This is a genomic window from Sorangium sp. So ce1036 (assembly GCF_051369805.1).
GTDB classification, from domain to species: Bacteria; Myxococcota_A; Polyangia; order Polyangiales; family Polyangiaceae; genus Sorangium; species Sorangium cellulosum_F.
In genome coordinates this window covers 943,945-963,159 of record NZ_JBBMOX010000002.1, presented here as the reverse complement: position 1 = coordinate 963,159, position 19,215 = coordinate 943,945, and the positions used below count along the sequence as shown (strand labels likewise).

The window sequence follows — 19,215 nt, the reverse complement described above, 5'->3', positions numbered from 1 at the left end:
GTTCCGCTTCCGCTCGCCCCCCCGGCTGGTGTTTCATGGGACGGTGGCCCCACCAACACGGAAGCCCGATCCCGTGCCCCCTTCCGCCTCGCCCAACTTCGCCTTCCTCGCCCACCACGACCCCCGCCTCGTCGTGCTCGGGACGCAGGCGGAGCGGTACTTCGCCGAGGATCCGAACACCTGCCTGGTGAAGCTGCGGCAGTTCGGCGAGATCCTCGCGCAGCGCGCCGCGGCGCGCCTCGGGCTCTACACCTCGCCCGAGGACAGCCAGGCCACGCTGATCAACCGCCTCCGCGAGCGGGGCGCGCTCGACGCGACCACCCGGCAGCTCTTCCACGACCTCCGCGTCGCCGGCAACCAGGCGGCCCACGAGCTCCGCGGCGAGCACCACGAGGCGCTGCACCAGCTCAAGATGGCGCGCGAGCTCGCCGTCTGGTTCCAGCGCTCGTTCGGCAACAACAGGAAGTTCGACCCCGGCCCCTTCGTGCCGCCCCGCGATCCGGCGAAGGAAGACGCGCAGCTCGCCGCCGAGCTCGAGAAGCTGCGCGGAGAGCTGGAAAGGAGCAAGGTCGATCTGGCCAGGAGCAAGGTCGATATCGAGGCCGTCCGCGCCGCCGCCGAGGAGGAGGCGAAGAAGCGCCTCACCGCCGAGGAGCGCGCCCGGAAGGCGGCCGAGGACGGGGCGCTCTGGGAGGCCCTCGCCACCGAGGCCGAGCAGCGGCGGGCGAAGGACGTCGAGGCGTTCGAGCGCCAGAAGGCGCAGCTCGCCGCGGAGCTCGCCGCCCTCCAGGCACAGGCCGCGCAGGCGCCCCCCGCCGTCGTCCAGGCCGCGGTCGACCGCGCCGCCGAGGCCGCGCAGGCGGTCCACCTCGACGAGGTCGCCACCCGCCGGATCATCGACGAGCAGCTCCGCAACGCGGGCTGGGAGGCCGACTCGGAGCACCTGCGCTTCGAGCGGGGCAGCCGGCCGGAGAAGGGGAAGAACCGCGCGATCGCCGAGTGGCCGACGGCGAACGGTCCGGCCGATTACGTGCTCTTCGTCGGGCACGACGCCGTGGCGGTGATCGAGGCGAAGCGCAAGCGCAAGGACGTGGCCGGCGCCATCGAGCAGGCCAAGCGCTACAGCCGCGGCTTCCTCGCGCAGGACGGCGCCGCGGCGCCGGGCGGCCCGTGGGGGAGGGACCGGTACAAGGTCCCGTTCCTCTTCGCCACGAACGGGCGCCCCTACCTCAAGCAGATCGCCGAGAAGAGCGGTATCTGGTTCCGCGACGCGCGCCGCGACGACCACCACGCGCGCGCGCTGCCCGGCTGGTACTCGCCCGAGGGGCTCGCCGCCCTCCTCAAGCAGGACGTCGCCCAGTCGCACGCGAAGCTGCACGGCGAGCCCACGGACTACCTCGGCCTGCGCGATTACCAGATCCGCGCCATCCAGGCGGTCGAGGCGGCCATCGAGGCGGGGCAGACCGCGTGCCTCGTCGCGATGGCGACGGGCACCGGAAAGACCAGGACGGCCATCGGGCTCGTGTACCGCCTGCTCAAGGCGAAGCGCTTCCGGCGCGTGCTCTTCCTCGTCGACCGCACCGCCCTCGGCGAGCAGACGGCGGACGCCTTCGGGTATCACAAGCTCGAGAACCTCCAGACCTTCACCCAGATCTTCGATCTCAAGACGCTCGAGGACATCACGCCGGATCCCGACACCCGGGTCCACATCGCCACCGTGCAGGGCATGGTCAAGCGCGTCCTCGATCCGGCGAGCCCGGGCGATACGCCGCCGGTCGATCAGTACGACTGCCTCGTCGTCGACGAGTGCCACCGGGGTTACGGGCTCGACCGGGAGATGAGCGACGCCGAGCTGCGCTTCCGCGATCTCGACGACTACATCTCGAAGTACCGGCGCGTCCTCGACCACTTCGACGCGGTGAAGATCGGCCTGACGGCCACGCCCGCCCTGCACACCACCGAGATCTTCGGCAACCCCACGTTCCGGTACTCGTACCGCGAGGCGGTCATCGACGGCCAGCTCATCGACCACGAGCCGCCCGTCCGCATCATCACCGCCCTCGCCCAGCAGGGCATTCGCTGGGGCAAGGGCGAGAGCGTGCACGTCTTCGATCCGGGGACGCAGCAGCTCGATCTCGTCCACCTCGAGGACGAGGTGAACATCGAGATCGACGGCTTCAACCGGCTGGTCATCACCGAGGACTTCAACCGCGTGGTCTGCGCCGAGCTCGCGAAGCACCTCGACCCGCTCGGGGCGGCGAAGACGCTCGTGTTCGCCGCCAACGACACCCACGCCGACCTGGTCGTGCGGCTGCTGAAGGAGGCCTTCGCGGAGAAGTACGGGAGCGTCGATGACGACGCGGTGCTCAAGATCACCGGCGCGGCCGATCAGCCGCTCAAGCTGCTCCGCCGCTTCAAGAACGAGCAGCTCCCGAGCGTCGCCGTCACGGTCGACCTGCTCACCACGGGCGTCGACGTGCCCCGGATCGCGAACCTCGTCTTCCTGCGGCGCGTGAGGAGTCGAATCCTGTACGAGCAGATGCTCGGTCGGGCCACACGGCTGTGCCCGGAGATCGGCAAGGCCGTATTCCGCATCTTCGACGCGGTGGACCTCTACGCCGCGCTCGCGCCGTACACCGAGATGAAGCCGGTCGTGCCGGCGCCGAGCATCTCGTTCTCGCAGCTCGTCGGCGAGCTCGACACCGCCCCGGACGAGGAGGCGCGGCAGGTGGTGCTCGATCAGCTCATCGCCAAGCTCCAGCGGCGGCGCCAGGCGCTCGAGGGGGCAGAGCTCGGGCGCTTCGAGGGCATCGCCGCGATGTCGCCGAAGGAGCTCGGGCAGATGCTCAAGCGAGGGACGCCGGCGCAGGCGGCGGCCTGGTTCCGGGAGCACCGGTACCTCGTCCCCGTGCTCGACGGCGGCGTCTCCGAGGCGCGGCCGCTCCTCGTCTCCGAGCACGCCGATCACCTCGTCGGCACGGAGATCGGCTACGGCACGGCCAGGCGCCCGGAGGACTACCTCGAGGGGTTCACCGCCTTCCTGCGCGAGAACCTGAACAAGATCCCGGCGCTCGTCGTCGTGACGCAGAGGCCGCGGGATCTCACGCGCGCGCAGCTCAAGGAGCTCCAGCTCGCGCTCGACGAGCAGGGCTACACCGAGGCGGCGCTCCAGGTGGCGTGGCGGGAGAGGTCGAACGCCGACATCGCCGCGTCGATCATCGGCTACATCCGGCAGGCGGCGCTCGGCGACGCGCTCGTGCCGTACGACGAGCGGGTGGACCGGGCGCTCAAGAAGATCGCCGCGAGCCGGAGCTGGACGGCGCCGCAGCGCGACTGGCTGCGGCGCATCGGCGCGCAGCTCAAGAAGGAGAAGGTCGTCGACCGCCAGACGCTCGACGAGGGCGAGGCGTTCAGGTCGCACGGCGGGTTCAAGAGCCTCGACCGGGTGTTCGGCGGCGGGCTGGAGCAGCTCCTCGGCGACCTGCGCGAGGAGATCTGGAAGGACGCGGGGTGACGCCGCCGCGCGCGTGCGAGCGGCGAGCGGCGTGCGCAGGAGCGGACCCCACGGCGTGCTAAGCTCCGGCGGCACCGACGTCCCGAGGCGAAGCCATGCTCACGCTCCATGCACGCAACGTCCGCGCCTTGCGCCACCTCGTCTGGCCGCTACGAGACGTGTCGGTCCTCACGGGCGGCAACGGCGCCGGCAAGACCACCGCCCTGCTGGCGCTCAAGACGCTGCGCACCGCCTTCGATCGCGGCTTGCCCGAGGCCGTCTCGCTGTCGCTCGGCGGTAGCTACAACCTCAGGAGCCATGCGGCTGCCGAGGACGAACCGATCGAGCTGGGCCTCGACGCGGGGGAGCTGTCGTGGCGCGTTCGCCTCATCCCACGCGCCGCGACGGTCGATCACCTGACGGATGAGCGCCTGACCCGGGGCCGTGAGACCATCTTTCTCCGGGACAGCCTCGGCAACTTCTTCTACCGCGGCCAGCGCCAGGATCTGGCGGCGCCCGCGGCCGAACGGCTCGGCTTGCGCCTGGTGGTCGAGGCTCACCCGGACGATCAGGACGTGACGCGGATGGCGACGCTGGTCCGCCACATCCAGGTTTTTTACGATCCCGACATCCGCGGTCTCCGCGAGGGAGGCTCCAGGGCGACGGAGGATCGTCACCTGCACACGCACGGGCGCAACGTGTTCACCATGCTCCGGAAATGGCGAGACCGAAGGGAGGACGTCCCCCGGTTCACCTTCGTGGACGAGGGGCTGAAGGTGGCCTTTCCTGGCGTCTATGACGGCCTCGACTTCGACGCGGGGCAGACGATCACCGCTCGCGTGTTCCGCCCTGGCGACGAGGTGCCGAATCCGATCAGCCACGAGGCGAACGGTCTCCTCTCCATGTTGCTCTTGCTCGCCCAGGTGGCCGCGACGCCTCCGGGCGGCCTCGTCGCCGTCGACGAACCTGAGAGCTCGCTGCACCCCTATGCCATCCGGAGGTTCGTGCGCCTCGCCCGGGCGTGGGCGCAGCAGCACGATCTCACCATCCTCCTGGCGACGCACTCGCCGGTGCTGCTCGACGAGTTCAACGGCGAGCCCGACCGGATCTTCGTCCTGGAGCGCGGTCACGAGGCGCTCCCCGTGCGCCTCGACGAGCTACGTGATCGTGAGTGGCTGGCCAGCTACACGCTCGGCGAGCTCTATACGGGCGGCGAGTTCGCCAGCGCTGACACGGGTGGGTGTCCGGCAGGACATCCCTGTTCATCGACGTGGGAATGACGTCGAGGCATTCGAGACGGACGATCCCGAGTTCCTGCCGGCCGCGTTGAAGAAGAACGCCGAGATGGCGGAGCACGGCTATCCCTGGTGGCGCGAAGAGCGGCATCCGAAGCGCTATCTCGAGTTCCTCGTCGGCCGCGGAGGGGGGCTGTATCAGGAGATCGACGGGGGCGTGCGGGCGCTCGAAGCGCTCGACTGGCCCGGCGTTGGCGCCGATCCTCGAGCGGTTCATTTCGCCCGGGCGCTGTTCGAGGATCTCTCGGACGCGCTGGCCATCCCGAACCCGCTCAACGCGGGCGACGTCAGCGGATGGACCTACCCGGCGCAGACCATCCGCCGCGAGACGCTGACCTTGCGCAACCTGTGAGCCGCGCCGAGGCGGCAGCCGGCGCGCGCATCTGGACGCCCGCCGCCGCCTGGCGTAACCCTCTCGTCGCACGGCTCCCATGACAACCCAGGATATCGTCCAGAAGCTCTGGAACCTCTGCAACGTCCTCCGCGACGACGGCATCACGTACCACCAGTACGTCACCGAGCTCACCTACCTCCTCTTCCTCAAGATGATGAAGGAGACGGGGCAGGAGAAGGGGCTTCCCAAGGGCTACCGCTGGGGCGACCTCGAGGCCCGGGAGGGCGTCGAGCAGCTCACCTTCTACCGCGAGCTGCTCCTCTACCTCGGCACCCGGGGCTCGGGCCGGGTGCAGGCGATCTTCGCCAACGCGCAGACGATGCTCACGCAGCCGCGGAACCTGAAGAAGCTCGTCGACTCGATCGACGACCTCGACTGGTACTCGGCGCGCACCGAGGGCCTCGGCGACCTGTACGAGGGCCTGCTCGAGAAGAACGCGGCCGAGAAGAAGTCGGGCGCCGGGCAGTACTTCACCCCGCGCCCGCTCATCGACTCCATCGTGCACCTGGTGAAGCCGAAGGCGGGCGAGCGGGTGCAGGATCCGGCCGCGGGCACGGCGGGCTTCCTCATCGCGGCGGATCGCGCCATCAAGGCCGAGACCGACCAGCTCTTCGAGCTCGGCGAGCGGGAGCAGCGCTTCCAGAAGCGGGACGCCTTCTGCGGCGTGGAGCTGGTGCCCGACGCGCACCGGCTCGCGCTGATGAACCTGATGCTCCACGACATCGAGGGGGAGCTCGCGCTCGGCGACACGCTCTCGCCCCTCGGCGCGGGCCTCGAGCCCGCGGACGTGATCCTCACGAACCCGCCCTTCGGGACCAAGAAGGGCGGCGGCCTGCCGACGCGGGACGACTTCACGTACCCGACGTCGAACAAGCAGCTCGCCTTTCTCCAGCACGTGTACCGGGGGCTCCGCCGGGGCGGGCGCGCGGCGATCGTGGTGCCGGACAACGTGCTCTTCGAGGAGAACGCGGGGGCGGAGATCCGGCGCGATCTGATGGACAAGTGCGAGCTGCACACGATTTTGCGGCTGCCGACGGGGATCTTCTACGCGCAGGGGGTGAAGACGAACGTGCTGTTCTTCACGCGCGGGGAAGCGGGGAAGGACAAGGGGAACACGAAGGCGGTGTGGATCTACGACCTGCGGGCGAACATGCCGGCGTTCGGGAAGCGGACGCCGCTCACGCGGCAGCACTTCGCGGAGTTCGAGAAGGCGTTCGGGAGCGATCCGTACGGGAAGAGCAAGCGGAAGGATCAGGGGGCGGAGGGGCGGTTCCGGCGGTTCACGCGGGAGGAGATCCGGGCGCGGGGGGATAACCTCGATATCGCGTGGCTCAGGGACGAGAGCGTGCACGGGGCGGATGACCTGCCGGAGCCGGAGGAGATCGCGGCGGAGATCCTGGAGAAGCTCAGGGTGGCGATGGAGGAGATGGAGGGGCTTCAGGCGGAGCTGGGGGTGGAGGCGTGAGTGACGAGCTTCCGAAGGGGTGGATGGTCGTTCGCTTAGGGGATCTGGCGGACGACGTTCGCAACGGGATATCGACCAAACCTGCAGACGACGGCACTCATCCTATTCTCAGGATCAGCGCCGTTCGCCCGATGCGCCTGGACATTGCTGACACCCGATTTCTCGGTGGCTCCTCGGAGCAATGGGCTTCGTATTCAGTACACAAGGACGACCTTCTCTTCACGCGCTACAACGGCAATCCTCAGCTCGTCGGTGCATGCGCACTGGTGAGGGAGGAGCCGGAGTGGCCGCTATTCTATCCCGACAAACTCATCCGTGTCCGGGTGCGCCGCGCCATCGTCGAGCCCTCGTTCATCGAAAAGGTCGTCAGTGTCGGCATTTCTCGCGCTGCGATTGAGGCAAAGACGAAGACTTCTGCCGGTCAAGTAGGCATTGCTGGAGGTGACCTGAAGGATGTTCCGCTCCTGCTTCCTCCTGTTGCCGAGCAGCGCCGCATCGTCTCCAAGATCGAGGCTCTGACCACCAAGAGCCGCCGCGCCAAGGAGGCGCTCGACGCCATCCCCGCGCTCCTCGCTCGCTTTCGAAAGGCCGTGCTCGCAGCCGCCTTCCGCGGCGATCTCACGGCAGACTGGCGGGAGAAGAACCCCGACGTGGAGCCGGCCGAGGAGCTGCTCAAGCGGATCCGCGCCGAGCGGCGGCGGCGGTGGGAGGAGGCGGAGCTCGCCAAGATGCGGGCGAAGGGGAAGGTGCCGGGGGACGATCGGTGGAAGGAGAAGTACGAGGAGCCGGCGCCGGTGGACGCGAGCGAGCTGCCGGAGCTGCCGGAGGGGTGGGAGTGGGCTCCCCTGGGCGAGCTGGCCTGGGATACCGGATACGGGACCTCGGAGAAGTGTGATTACAGCGGCATAGGCGCTCCGGTACTTCGAATCCCCAATATCGCAAAAGGAAAATTGGATTTAGCCGATCTGAAGCGAGCGCTTCGTCGTGGCGATCTGAATCCTGATGACGCTATACATCCAGGGGATCTACTAATCGTCAGGACGAACGGCAGCAAGGATCTTATCGGACGAGCAGCACTTGTCCATGAGCGCCTCCCGGAACCGCACTATTTCGCATCCTATCTCATACGGTTTCGCCTCTTGCCGTTCAACCAACTTCCGGCGTGGATCGCAATGATCTGGAGCTCGCCCCATATCCGAGATTTCATCGAGGGCATGGCTGCAACTTCAGCCGGTCAGTACAACGTCAGCCTTGGCAGCCTGAATCGCTTACCCCTTCCAGTCCCGCCAATGGAGGAGCAGGACGAGATTATTAGGAACCTTACAAGATCGATGGTCGTCGTCGAGCGCTTGGAGACTCTTATGGGCAACATACGGGAACAGGTGGGTACAGTCGACCGCTCCATCCTCGCCAAAGCCTTCCGCGGCGAGCTCGTCCCCCAGGACCCGAACGACGAACCCGCCTCGGTCCTCCTCGAGCGCCTCCGCGCCGAGCGCGCGCAGAACGGCAAGCCCACGAACGGCGCCGGCCGCCGCCGCGCCGCCGCCTCCCCGCCCCCTGCCCCCTCCGACCCCGCCGGTCGAACGGCGGAGCCCCAGGCAAGCCGCCGAGGCCAAGCGCCAGCGCGCTCTCGCGGGTAGCCAGCGGTTCCTCGTGCCGCCCTCCCCGCGGCCGTGCTCCGCGCAGCGGTGCCACGCGACAGGACCGTCGCTGATGCCCTTGCAGAGGGCCAGCCCGCGGCGTCGCCCCGTGCCGCCCCCGGGGGCGACGCAGGACGAGGACGAGCGGCCGCGCACGGCCCCGAGCCCCGGATGCGCTCCGCGATCCGCCGCGAGGCGGTCCCGAGCCCTGACGGCCGCTCGGCCTTGCGGTCCCGAGGGGGTCCCGACCCCTCGCGCGCGCTCTGATTTGCGGTCCGGAGGGCTCCGGACCCCCCTTCCGGCACAACGAACAGCGCCTCCGGGGGGTCGATGGCACAGAAAATCGAAAGAAATGGCAACGTCTGACACAAATTCACCCCCTGAAGACGCTCTGCATTGCATCCGGGGGTGCACTGGCACGCGGTGTGTCGCAATGCATTGCGTTTGTGCCAGTGCCAGCGCACCCTCACCTGACACAGATCAGGGTCGTCCTGGCACAGATCCGGGGCGCTGTACGCTCCGAGGCGGCAGGGAGATCGAGACGGGGCGGAAGTGCCAGCGACAGCGGCGCCGCCGTCGGAGGGGCGTGCTCCCGGGGCGGGACCACGAGGGAATGCGGGAGCCACGACCGGGGAAGAGCATCCCCGGTCCGGTTCCTCTGCCCGGTCGCGGGGCGCTCCACGGGCACGCGCCCGAGACGTGCCGCCCCCCCCGGGGCGTACAGGGTCGCGCGCTCAGGAGCTGGTCGTGGCGAGGAGCTCCCGGGCGTCGCAAACAACCGCAGCGCGACGGATCCAGCGGTCCAGCTCGGCGAGGTCCGTGCTCGCGAGGACGCGCTCCCGCACCTCGGCGGGGACCTCCAGCCCGCGGGCCTCGAGGAAGGCGAGCACGTCGTGCGCCTTGGCCTTCAGGGTGCCCTCCCGCACCCCTTCCTCCCGGCCCTTCGCCACGTAGCCGCGCGCGAACTCACTCTGAAACTCGTATCCGCTCTTCATCATCGCCTCCAGCATCCGCCTCGCCGCTGCGTTCAGCGAGGATAGCACCACGTCCGCGTACAAGGCGCGCCGCTCCTGGTCGAGTCCGGCCGCCGCCGTCAGGAACGCCACCCCGATCGCCTCCGCCGCCTCGCCCTGCCCGTGCGCCATCGCCGACAGCACCGCCACCTCGGGCGCGGCCTTCGCCTGCTCGGCGTCCGTGACGACCGGGACGCCCTCGGGCCCGAGCACCAGCGGCCTCAGCGTCAAGCCGGGGTGGCCCGTCTCGATCGGCCGCGAGCACCAGCGCACCATCTCCGGGTCGATCGTCACGACCAGGAGCCGGGTCGGGCAGCGGTGCCGGGCCCTCGTCAAGATGACGTACGCCGGCCACACGTATGGCTTGTCCGGGTCCACGCCGAGCTGGACCTCCACCACGATCGCCATCGCCGGCCGCTGCTGCGCGCCGACCAGCAGCACGATGATGACATCCGCCCGGCGGGTCGAGGGCACGATCTCGGTGAGGTCGGAGGACTCGACGCGCGCCTCCGTGAACGTCGGGACCGGCTGGCCGAGCGCGTCCCGCAGCATCTCGGCGGCCAGCGTCGGCCGGTTCTTGAACAGCTCTACCAGGGCTTCATGGGTCATTGAGGGCATCGGGGGGTCTCCCGGCAAGTCACATCCACACTGGAGCTCAGGCAGCGCGCCAGGCTCGTGCGGTGTCTCCCGCAGGGGCCGGAGCAACTACCTCCCGTTCTTGAATTCCGGCCGGCTCGCCAGGTTGGTCACCCGGAATGACCGTGGGAGCGCCGTGGGCCCCGACGTCAGGGCACGGGACTCCACGAAAGGGACGGCGTATCGGTAAGTCGAGCGTCGGCCGCCGAGGCCGGGCTGCAGCGTGAGTGCCTGGCCTGAGCCCCACGAGAGCGGCCGCAGGCGGGGCGCGGCGACCCAACGCGGCGGGAGCGCGCCGCCTCGCCAGCGTCGGCGCGCGGTGCCCGCCCGCGGCAAGCGCGGCGCGGCGCGCGGTGCCCGCCCTCGGCAAGCGCGGCGTCGCTGGAAGCTACCGGCAATGCAGAGCAGGCGCCGACGCGCTCACGCGGCCAGCAGGGCCGGCGCCCGGGTTCACAGGCTGGCAGCGAGCCGGTGCCGAGCCTCGGTGGTCTCGAGGGGCTGCTTCCAGGACCGGGAAGCGCGCTCGATCACCGCGAGGACGACATCGACGTTCAGGAGCCGTTGATGGCGAGAAGCTCTGTCGCGTGGTGGACGACCGCCGCGCGGCGGATCCAGCGGTCGAGCTCGGCAACGTCGGTGCTCGCGAGGACGCGCTCCCGCACCTCGGCGGGGACCTCCAGCCCGCGGGCCTCGAGGACGGCGAGCACGGCCTGCGCCTTGGCCTTCAGGGTGCCCTGCTCGACGCCCTTCGCCACGTAGCCGCGCGCGAACTCACTCTGAAACTCGTATCCGCTCTTCATCATCGCCTCCAGCATCCGCCTCGCCGCTGCGTTCAGCGAGGATAGCACCACGTCCGCGTACAGGGCGCGCCGCTCCTGGTCGAGTCCGGCCGCCGCCGTCAGGAACGCCACCCCGATCGCCTCCGCCGCCTCGCCCTGCCCGTGCGCCATCGCCGACAGCACCGCCACCTCGGGCGAGGCCTTCGCCTGCTCGACGTCCGTGACGACCGGGACGCCCTCGGGCCCGAGCACCAGCGGCTTCAGCACCCAGCCAGGGTGCCCCGTCTCGATCGGCCGCGCGCACCAGCGCACCATCTCCGGATCGATCGTCACGACCAAGAGCCGGGTCGGGCAGCGGTGCCGGGCCCTCGTCAAGATGACGTACGCCGGCCACACGTACGGCTTGTCCGGGTCCACGCCGAGCTGGACCTCCACCACGATCGCCATCGCCGGCCGCTGCTGCGCGCCGACCAGCAGCACGACGATGACATCCGCCCGGCGGGTCGAGGGCACGATCTCGGTGAGGTCGGAGGACTCGACGCGCGCCTCCGTGAACGTCGGGACCGGCTGGCCGAGCGCGTCCCGCAGCATCTCGGCGGCCAGCGTCGGCCGGTTCTTGAACAGCTCCACCAGCGCTTCATGGGTCATTGAGGGCATCGGACCGTTTCTCGGGGGTTTGCAGCCATGCTCGATCTCCAGGCGGCGTGCCTGGCGCCTGCGGCGGCCCCGCACGGAGCGCGGAGCAACCGCCTCCCGCTCCTGAATTCCGGCCAGCTCGACGGGTTGGTCACGCCGTGTGGCGGCCGTGCGCCCCGACGTCAGGGCACGGGGCTCGACGAGGGATCGAGGCAGAGGGCTTCCCGTGGGGCCGCCGCCGGGATACGACTGGAGCGTGAGGCGCGCGATGGCACGCTGGACCCTCCGGACCCTCCTCCTCGCGGCGCTCGCCCCGGCGTGCGGCCCCGCGCCCGTGGACCCCGCCACCCCGGCGGACGACGAGGACCTCCCCCGGCGCGCCGCGAACGCGGCGATCGCCGCGCTGGCGAATCGCAACTTCGACGTCCGCGACTGCGCCGCCTCCCGGGCGCGGCTCGTCGAGGAGCCGGGGGCGCGCTTCGGCACGCCCCCGGGCGACCGGTGCGGCATCCTCGTCGCGCGCAGGAGCGACCGGACCTGGCTCGTCGTCGTCCGCTCCGCGCTGCCGTCGAGCTCCGCCGGGGCGCGGGCGATCGTGACCGTGCTCCCCGAAGCCCAGGGCGTCAGCGCGATCGAGTACGCTCCCCCCTGATCGATCCGGGCGGCCGCTCAGGCGAGCCCCCAGCCGCTCACGCCAGCCCCATCTCCTCGAAGCCGCGCTGGATAGACGAGATCCGCGGCCCAGCGCGCGCCGAGTTGCCGGCCCGCGGCGCCGCCCAGACCGCCGCGCAGCGCGGCGCAGGCCAGGCTGCCACCCGGGCGGAGCCGGTGGGCTCGGGCCGGGGCTCAACGACGAGCCGGCGCCCGCGGCCGCGATCGAGCGCCAGAGTCGAAGCGGGCCCGGCGCGATGCCGGCCTTCGACGAAAAGGAGATCTCGGACGCGGACGTGGACGCGATCGTGGACTACATGCTGGCCATCAGGACCTACGAGGAGGACGATCGAGCGCGCGCCCCGGTCAGGCGCGCTCGGCGCCGCGCCGCCCCACGCCGGCCGCGTCAGGCGGACGGGCCGCCGCCCCGAGGTCGACGCCACGCAGCGCCAGGGGGCGCACCAGGAACAGAGGGAGAGCCCGGACATGGCGGCCATTCGCGGCGTGATCTTCGATGTCGATGGCACCCTGGTCGACAGCAACGACGCGCACGCGCGCTCGTGGGTCGATGCGCTGAAGGAGCTCGGGCACGACGCCCGGTTCGACGAGGTGCGGCGGCTCATCGGGATGGGGGGCGACAAGCTCCTCCCGGAGGTGACGGGCATCTCCAGCGACAGCCCGGAGGGGAAGCGGATCACCGAGCGCGTCTCGGAGATCTTCATGAAGCAGTATCTGCCCGAGATCCGCGCGCTCCCGGGCGCGAAGGAGCTCCTGGAGGCGCTCCGCCGCCGCGGGATCAGGATCGCGGTCGCCAGCTCGGCCCGGCAGGAGAAGCTGCGCAAGCTGCTCGAGATCGCGGGCGGCGACGGGGTGGTCGAGAGCGCCACGTCGGCGAGCGACGCCGAGCAATCCAAGCCGGATCCCGACATCGTGCAGGCGGCGCTCGACAAGCTGGGGCTCGCCGCCGACGAGGTCGTGATGATCGGCGACACGCCCTACGACATCGAGGCGGCGGGCAGGGCCGGCCTGCGCACGATCGCCGTCCGCTCGGGCGGCTGGCCCGACAGCGGCCTCGCGGGCGCCCTCGCGATCTACGACGATCCAGCCGACCTCCTCGCGCGCCTCGACACCTCGCCCCTGGCCGGGGGCGCGGGCGATTCACCCCCGCCGTAGGCCCGCCCCGAGGGCCGGGCCGATCGGGCGCGCCTCCCCTCGCCGAGCGCCCACGACGCCGCCCCGCTCAGCGCGCGATCTGATCGAGCAGCACCTCGTGCGCCACCGGCTTGACCAGGTGGGCATCGCACCCGGCCTCCCTGGACCTGCGCCGGTCGTCGTGCTGCCCGTAGCCGGTGAGCGCGACGATCCGCAGCGCGCGCTCGCCCTGCTCCTCGCGCAGCCGCCGGGCGACCTCGTAGCCGTCGATGTCCGGCAGCCCGATGTCGAGCAGGATCACCTCGGGCGCGAAGCGCCGCGCCGTCTCCAGCGCCGACGGCCCGTCGTGGGCCAGCGCGACCGCGTGCCCCGCCTGCTCCAGGAGGAGCGAGAGGCCCTGCGCGTGGTCGCGGTTGTCGTCCACCACGAGCACCCGGCGCGCGAGCCCGCGCCGGGGCGGCGCGGCCTGCTCCCGCGGACGCGCGGGCTCCTCCGTGACCGGCAGGCGCACCGTGAGCTCGCTGCCCCGCCCCTCCCCCTCGCTCGCCGCCGACACCGCGCCCCCGTGCATCTCCACGAGCCGCTTCACCAGCGTGAGCCCGATCCCGAGCCCGCCGCGCGAGCGGTCGAGCGTCGGGTGCGCCTGCTCGAACAGGTCGAAGATGCGCGGCAGCATCTCCGCGGGGATCCCGATCCCCGTGTCCCTCACCCGGATCGCCACCCCCGCGCCCTCGCGGCCGGCCGTGAGCCAGATCCGCCCGCCCTCGCGCGTGTACTTCGCGGCGTTCGTGAGCAGGTTGACGATCACCTGCTCCAGGCGCGCCGGGTCGCCGAACACCCAGTACGGCCCCTCGCCCGCCGCCACCGAGAGCTCGTGCCTCGACGCGTCGATGATCGGCCCGGCCGCCGCCACGGCCTGGTGGATGACGTGGCGGAGATCGATCGGCTCCTTCTTCAGCACGATCTTGCCGCGCGTGATCCGCGAGACGTCGAGCAGGTCGTCGACCATGCGGCCGAGCTGCCGTAGCTGCCGCTGCATCACCGACAGCGCCCACGCCCGCCGCGCCTCGGGCACCGAGGGGAGCTGCGTCACGCCGAGCGCGAACTGCATGGCCGAGAGCGGGTTCCGCAGCTCGTGCGCCAGCATCGCGAGGAACTCGTCCTTGCGGCGATCGGCCTCCCGCAGCGACTCCTCCGCCCGCTTCCGCTCGGTGATGTCGATGTTCATCCCGACCCACTCGCGCACGCGCCCGTCGCGGTCCACGACGGGCACCGCCCGCGCCAGCGTGAGGCGATAGCCGCCGTCGGCGGAGCGGACCCGGTACTCCGTCTCGTAGCGCGACATCGTCGCGATCGCGTGCGTCCAGCGCTGCAGGGTGCGCTCGCGGTCGTCCGGGTGAACGGACTCCAGCCAGCCGAGGCCGAGCATCTCTTCAGGCCGCTGGCCGGTCATGGCGTACCAGCACGGCGACTCGCTGGTGGTGAGCCCGTCCGGCGACGTGATCCAGACCGTCTCCGCCGTGGCCTCGACCAGGCACCGGTAGCGGTCCTCGCTCCGGCGCAGCGCCTCCTCGGCCCGCTTGAGCCCCGTGATGTCGATGATGATCCCGACGGTGCGCACCGGCGTCCCGTCCTCGTCCCAGATCATCGCGCCGCGCACCGCCACCCAGCGGATCTCGCCGTCCTTGCGGACGTAGCGCTTCTCGCTGCGCCACTCGCGCTTCCATTCGCGCGCCACCTGCTCGTACCGGGCGTGGTCCATCGCGCGATCCTCGGGGTGCGTGAGGTCGAAGAAGGTGCGCTCCAGGAGCTCCTCCTCGGAATAGCCCGTCAGCTCGCAGAACTCCCGGTTGGCCCGCAGGATCCTCGCCGTCGCCGGCTCCCCCTGGGCCAGGGCCACCCCGGCCTGCTCGAGCGCCGCATAGAGCTCGCCCCCGCTGAACAGGTCCGAGGAAGGTCCCCCGGGAGCGGGGCAAGCCCGCCCGGGGTCCGAGGCCTCGATGCGGGGCGGCGCCGCGATGTCCGTGCTTTTCCGCCGGTCTTGAGCCGATCTCACGCCCCCCCGTGACGCCTCCCCCGAAGCGCCGGCCAGCGTGCCGACGGCTGAGCGCGCGACGTCGCGCACATCGTAGATCAACGGCGCGCCGCTTGCAGCGCTTGTCGCGGGGGGATCGATCGAGCGGGGCGCCGGACGGCCACGCCCGCAGGCCCGCGACGGCCGCGACCGCAGGCCCGCGACGGCCGCGACCGCAAGCCCGCGACGGCCGCGACCGCAGGCGTGGACGCGCTCGCCCCTGCATCGCGTCCCCTCGTCCGGCTGGGCATGAACACGCTGCGGCCTGCCGATGAGGAACTCTTCACCCGCCGCGCCGGGACACGGTAGCATCTCGTCGCTTCGGACCCTCAACCCATGACAGCGAGCGCGCGCGGACGCGGCGCCCGCACGACGTACAGCACCCCCTATGAAGCTTGCGATTATCTCAGGCAGTCACCGCGCCGGATCCGAGTCGGGCAAGGTCGCCCGCTACGTGCAGCACAAGCTGACCTCGGTCACCGACGTGGCCTCCACCTACTCGCTCGATCTCGCCGACAACCCGCTCCCGCTCTGGGAGCCGGAGGTGTGGCAGCCTTCCGAGAAATGGGAGCGCCTCTGGTCCCCCATCTCCGCGCAGCTCGCCTCGTCCGACGCCTTCGTCGTCGTGACGCCGGAGTGGGGCGGCATGGTCCCCGCCGGGCTGAAGAACTTCTTTCTCCTCTGCAATCGCGGCGAGCTCGCGCACAAGCCCGCGCTCATCGTCTCGGTCTCCGCGGGCCCCGGCGGCACCTATCCTGTCGCCGAGCTGCGCATGAGCAGCTACAAGAACACCTATCTCTGCTACATCCCGGATCACGTGATCATCCGCAACGTGCGCGAGCTCCTCAACGACGTGTCGGCGCCGCAATCCGCTGACGACGAGCGCATCCGCGAGCGGCTCCACTACGCCCTGGGGATCCTCGTGCAGTACGGGAAGGCGCTGAGGCAGGTGCGCGCGAGCGGGCTCATCGACCTGGCCAAGTACCCCTTCGGGATGTAAGGCGACGGGGCGCCCGGCGCGGCGGGCCTCGGCCGGCGTGCGCACGCCGTCCCTCGCCGCTCCCGGCCTGCGCGCCGCCCGCGCCTCGCGGATCTCCACCGCCTCCGATCTCCGTGGACGAGCGCGCGGAGGGCGTCGTGGTCGTGATCGCCGGCGTGCCGTCCGAGCCGCTGCCTCCCGCCGATCCCGTCCCCGGAGCGGCGTCGCGGCGAGGATCGCGCTACGCGTCGCTGGCCAGGGATTTTCCCTGCGCGTCGAGGGCGGCCTTGAGGATCCTGATCGCCTTCGGCCCTACGCCGTGAAGGGCGAGGAGCTGGGCCTCCGAGAACCTCGTGACCTGCTCCAGGCGCGAGATGCCGATGGTCGCGAGCGCTCGCGTCGCTGGCTTCCCGATCCCCTTGGGAAGCGCGGACTCTGGCTGTTCCTTCACTCGATCCGGCATGCGGCCCATCCCAGGTCGGTCACCGGCTCACGAGCTGACGTCCAGCGGCGTCGTCGAGGCCCGGCCTCACGACCGCAGGATGCCAGGGCCGCGCTCGCGGCACAAGATCGCGCGCGCGGCCAGGCTGCCGCTGCCCCGCGGGGCTCGGGTGCTCGCCGCGCGGGGTGGGCTACGGCGGCAGCTCCTCGAACCGAGGGAGCGCGTCCGTGATCGTATGCCAGGCCGCCTTCGAGCCGACGTAGATGTGGTGATCGGGTCGACGCGCCGGTACGCCGGAGAGCGCGCCGAGCTGCACGTGTGCGAATCTGTGCTCGCGCGTCACGTCGACCATGGGCGAGAAACACCGCTCGCAGAGGCAGCGGTACCCATCCTCGGATTCGTCGACCTTCAAGAGCTGGTCGCGCCCGTCGGCGATGCGGACCTTGTCGATCTCGATCCCGCCGATGGAGGCGCAGGCCGCGCCGGTACGCCGCCGGCACCGCGAGCAGTGGCAGTAGAACGCATAGAGGAACGCATCCTCGACCTCGAAACGCACGGCCCCGCAGTAACAGCTACCGTTCAGCACAGGTCCTCCATCTCCCTCAAGCGCTTCTCCAGAAAGCGCCGCTCCGCCTCCTGGGCCGTGAGCTCGAGCGCGCGCCGGTACGCGGCGCGGGCATCCTCATGGCGGCCGAGCTTTCGCAGGAGATCGGCGCGCGCCGAGTGCAGGAATCGGTAATCGCGGAGCTCGCCGCGCGCGTCGAGCGCGTCCAGGAGCTCGAGGCCCGCCTCCGGGCCGGCGTGCTGGCTGACGGCGACCGCTCGGTTGAGCTCGACGACGGGCGTCCTGTCCGCGGTCAGCAGCAGATCGTACACGCGGACGATCCCGCCCCAGTCCGTCGAGGCGCTGTCCGGCGCCGTGGCGTGCTTGGCCGCGATGGCAGCCTGCAGCGTGTACGTCCCGACAGGGGGACGGGCCCAGGCGTGGCGCAGCAGGCTGACGCCCTCGGCAATCTGCGCCCGATTCCAGCGCGTTCGATCCTGGTCCGCGAGCAGCACCACGTCGCCCGTGCTCGACACGCGCGCCTCACGACGCGCGTCGTGCAACAAGAGCAGGGACAGGAGCCCGAGCGCATCCGGCTCGGGCAAGAGCTCGGCGAGCAGGCGCGCGAGCGCGATCGCCTCGGCGCAGAGATCGCCGCGGGTCAGGCGCGCCCCGGTGGAGGCGGCGTATCCCTCGTTGAACACGAGGTAGATCACGTGCAGGACGACATCCAGCCGCGCGGGCAGCTCTGCCGCCTCGGGGATCTCGTACGGGATCGCCTCCTCGCGGATCTTTCGCTTGGTGCGCACGATGCGCTGCGCGATCGTCGCCGGCCTCGCCAGAAACGCAGACGCGATCTCCTCGGTCGTGAGCCCACACACCTCGCGCAGGGTGAGGGCGATTTGCGCGTCCGCGCCGAGGGAGGGATGACAGCAGGTGAAGATGAGCCGCAGGCGATCGTCCTTTAGCGCCGGCGGCCCGATATCGACCGGCATCGAAGCCTCCATCCGGCGCGCGAGCTCGCCCTGCGCGCGATCGAACCGGGCGCGCCGGCGCAGCCGGGCCAGCGCGGTGAGCCGGCCGGTCGCGACCAGCCAGGCCCGCGGGTGATGCGGCACGCCGTCGCGCGGCCACTGCTCGGCCGCGGCGAGGAAAGCGTCGTGCAACGCCTCCTCGGCGAGGTCGAAATCCCCGAGCAGGCGGATCAGCGTCGCGAGCGCGCGGCGCGATTCCGCGCGGTACAGCGCGCCGACGTCGATCACCGGCCTCCGCCCTCCGGGGTCGGGATCTCGTAGATCGGGCGCACCTCGATGGTCCCCAGCGCGGCGAGCGGGATGCCAGATGCGATGCGGATCGCCTCGTTCAGGTCGCGCGCCTCGATCAGGAGGAAGCCGCCGAGCAGCTCCTTGGTCTCGGCGAAGGGCCCGTCCGTCGTCGAGACCTGGCCGCCCCGGACCTTGACCAGCACGGCGCTGTCGGGCGACTGGAGCGCCTCGGCGGCCAGCAGATGACCGCCGGCGCTCAGCTCCTCATCGTAGGCGGTGGAGCGAGCGTCCAGCGTGCGCTTCTCCTCGTCGGTCAACGAGCTCAGCGCGTCGGGAGCGAAATGTACGAGACAGACGTACTTCATGAGGACCTCCAGCCCTGGGTTGCCCTTGGTTCAAGATGGTGCGGTCAGCCCCTGGTTGCCCGGCGAGCCCTCGGATCGACACCGGTCGCGCGGGTCGGTGCATTTTTGTCGGACATGCCCCTCCCTCCGCGCCGCCGCGAGGAAACCCCGGGGGGGTCTGACGCCAGCCATGTATATAAGCCGAAGCACAACAGATCCGTGACGGCGCCAGACGGCGCCGTGCCCTGGATCGTCGACCACGCCAACGACGGCGTGGACGGCGGGTGAGAGACGAAGCGCACGATGCGCGAGCAGAAGCTCACCTGGAGCGAGGAGGGCAGGCCGAGGGTCGGCGTGCCCGTTGCTACCGAGGTCGAGATCCCCGTTCCCTCGGGGGGACGACAGCCGCCGAG

Annotated in this window: 15 protein-coding genes and 1 pseudogene; 9 read left to right on the top strand and 7 right to left on the bottom strand. The window is 70.9% G+C overall.

Annotated features, from left to right (window positions below; translation table 11 throughout):
- Window positions 1-73: 73 nt before the first annotated feature.
- The 5 genes from hsdR to WMF31_RS40565 all read left to right on the top strand — a co-directional run bounded on the left by hsdR (window position 74) and on the right by WMF31_RS40565 (window position 8,287).
- Window positions 74-3,514 carry a type I restriction-modification system endonuclease gene (hsdR, locus tag WMF31_RS40585; RefSeq protein ID WP_436607240.1) on the top strand — a complete coding sequence of 1,147 codons (3,441 nt, stop codon included), beginning with the start codon at window positions 74-76 and terminating at the stop codon, window positions 3,512-3,514.
- 95 nt (window positions 3,515-3,609) lie between these two features.
- Window positions 3,610-4,773, top strand: a complete 1,164-nt coding sequence (locus WMF31_RS40580; RefSeq protein WP_436607239.1) for an AAA family ATPase — start codon at window positions 3,610-3,612, stop codon at window positions 4,771-4,773.
- A complete protein-coding gene (locus WMF31_RS40575) occupies window positions 4,730-5,140 on the top strand; it encodes a hypothetical protein (RefSeq protein ID WP_436607607.1) in 411 nt (136 codons plus the stop codon). Before WMF31_RS40580 ends, WMF31_RS40575 begins: the two co-directional genes overlap by 44 nt.
- 79 nt (window positions 5,141-5,219) lie before the next feature.
- On the top strand, window positions 5,220-6,647 hold the full coding sequence (locus WMF31_RS40570; RefSeq protein ID WP_436607238.1) for an N-6 DNA methylase: 1,428 nt from the start codon (window positions 5,220-5,222) through the stop codon (window positions 6,645-6,647).
- Entirely contained in the window at window positions 6,644-8,287 is a 1,644-nt protein-coding gene (locus WMF31_RS40565) for a restriction endonuclease subunit S (RefSeq protein ID WP_436607237.1), read from the top strand. Before WMF31_RS40570 ends, WMF31_RS40565 begins: the two co-directional genes overlap by 4 nt.
- A 734-nt stretch (window positions 8,288-9,021) precedes the next feature.
- Here the strand turns inward: WMF31_RS40565 and WMF31_RS40560 are convergent.
- The gene (locus WMF31_RS40560) at window positions 9,022-9,918 is read right to left on the bottom strand and encodes a hypothetical protein (RefSeq protein ID WP_436607236.1); all 897 of its coding nucleotides are present in this window, start codon (window positions 9,916-9,918) and stop codon (window positions 9,022-9,024) included.
- A 569-nt stretch (window positions 9,919-10,487) separates the two neighbouring features.
- Complete coding sequence (locus WMF31_RS40555) at window positions 10,488-11,372, bottom strand: hypothetical protein (RefSeq protein WP_436607235.1); 885 nt, start codon at window positions 11,370-11,372, stop codon at window positions 10,488-10,490.
- Between the two features lie 247 nt (window positions 11,373-11,619).
- Between WMF31_RS40555 and WMF31_RS40550 the strand changes: the two genes are divergently transcribed.
- The 3 genes and pseudogenes from WMF31_RS40550 to WMF31_RS40540 all read left to right on the top strand — a co-directional run bounded on the left by WMF31_RS40550 (window position 11,620) and on the right by WMF31_RS40540 (window position 13,175).
- Window positions 11,620-12,003 carry a hypothetical protein gene (locus WMF31_RS40550; protein WP_436607234.1) on the top strand — a complete coding sequence of 128 codons (384 nt, stop codon included), beginning with the start codon at window positions 11,620-11,622 and terminating at the stop codon, window positions 12,001-12,003.
- A 67-nt stretch (window positions 12,004-12,070) separates the two neighbouring features.
- Window positions 12,071-12,310 (top strand): annotated as a pseudogene (locus WMF31_RS40545) (c-type cytochrome); the annotation flags it as partial.
- 178 nt (window positions 12,311-12,488) lie between these two features.
- Window positions 12,489-13,175, top strand: coding sequence for an HAD family hydrolase (locus tag WMF31_RS40540; protein WP_436607233.1), 687 nt, complete (start codon window positions 12,489-12,491; stop codon window positions 13,173-13,175).
- Between the two features lie 67 nt (window positions 13,176-13,242).
- On the opposite strand, the gene WMF31_RS40535 is transcribed toward WMF31_RS40540, so the two are convergent.
- Complete coding sequence (locus WMF31_RS40535) at window positions 13,243-15,210, bottom strand: hybrid sensor histidine kinase/response regulator (protein ID WP_436607232.1); 1,968 nt, start codon at window positions 15,208-15,210, stop codon at window positions 13,243-13,245.
- A gap of 406 nt (window positions 15,211-15,616) precedes the next feature.
- Here WMF31_RS40535 and WMF31_RS40530 point away from each other — a divergent pair, with 406 nt between their 5' ends.
- Window positions 15,617-16,228, top strand: a complete 612-nt coding sequence (locus WMF31_RS40530) for an NADPH-dependent FMN reductase (RefSeq protein ID WP_436607231.1) — start codon at window positions 15,617-15,619, stop codon at window positions 16,226-16,228.
- 220 nt (window positions 16,229-16,448) lie between these two features.
- Here the strand turns inward: WMF31_RS40530 and WMF31_RS40525 are convergent, their stop codons facing one another.
- The 4 genes from WMF31_RS40525 to WMF31_RS40510 all read right to left on the bottom strand — a co-directional run bounded on the left by WMF31_RS40525 (window position 16,449) and on the right by WMF31_RS40510 (window position 18,823).
- On the bottom strand, window positions 16,449-16,670 hold the full coding sequence (locus tag WMF31_RS40525; protein ID WP_436607230.1) for a DNA-binding protein: 222 nt from the start codon (window positions 16,668-16,670) through the stop codon (window positions 16,449-16,451).
- Between the two features lie 169 nt (window positions 16,671-16,839).
- Complete coding sequence (locus WMF31_RS40520; RefSeq protein WP_436607229.1) at window positions 16,840-17,205, bottom strand: GFA family protein; 366 nt, start codon at window positions 17,203-17,205, stop codon at window positions 16,840-16,842.
- Window positions 17,206-17,228: 23 nt separating this feature from the next.
- A complete protein-coding gene (locus WMF31_RS40515) occupies window positions 17,229-18,455 on the bottom strand; it encodes an RNA polymerase sigma factor (protein ID WP_436607228.1) in 1,227 nt (408 codons plus the stop codon).
- Complete coding sequence (locus WMF31_RS40510) at window positions 18,452-18,823, bottom strand: YciI family protein (RefSeq protein ID WP_436607227.1); 372 nt, start codon at window positions 18,821-18,823, stop codon at window positions 18,452-18,454. Before WMF31_RS40510 ends, WMF31_RS40515 begins: the two co-directional genes overlap by 4 nt.
- Between the last annotated feature and the right edge of the window lie 392 nt (window positions 18,824-19,215).

Excerpts from the sequence above, each read along its gene's own strand:
- WMF31_RS40550 (WP_436607234.1), top strand. The coding sequence starts at position 11,620 with ATGGCACGCTGGACCCTCCGGACCCTCCTCCTCGCGGCGCTCGCCCCG.
- WMF31_RS40560 (WP_436607236.1), bottom strand. The coding sequence starts at position 9,918 with ATGCCCTCAATGACCCATGAAGCCCTGGTAGAGCTGTTCAAGAACCGG.
- WMF31_RS40525 (WP_436607230.1), bottom strand. The coding sequence starts at position 16,670 with ATGCCGGATCGAGTGAAGGAACAGCCAGAGTCCGCGCTTCCCAAGGGG.
- WMF31_RS40555 (WP_436607235.1), bottom strand. The coding sequence starts at position 11,372 with ATGCCCTCAATGACCCATGAAGCGCTGGTGGAGCTGTTCAAGAACCGG.
- WMF31_RS40530 (WP_436607231.1), top strand. The coding sequence starts at position 15,617 with ATGAAGCTTGCGATTATCTCAGGCAGTCACCGCGCCGGATCCGAGTCG.
- WMF31_RS40540 (WP_436607233.1), top strand. The coding sequence starts at position 12,489 with ATGGCGGCCATTCGCGGCGTGATCTTCGATGTCGATGGCACCCTGGTC.
- WMF31_RS40510 (WP_436607227.1), bottom strand. The coding sequence starts at position 18,823 with ATGAAGTACGTCTGTCTCGTACATTTCGCTCCCGACGCGCTGAGCTCG.
- WMF31_RS40570 (WP_436607238.1), top strand. The coding sequence starts at position 5,220 with ATGACAACCCAGGATATCGTCCAGAAGCTCTGGAACCTCTGCAACGTC.
- WMF31_RS40580 (WP_436607239.1), top strand. The coding sequence starts at position 3,610 with ATGCTCACGCTCCATGCACGCAACGTCCGCGCCTTGCGCCACCTCGTC.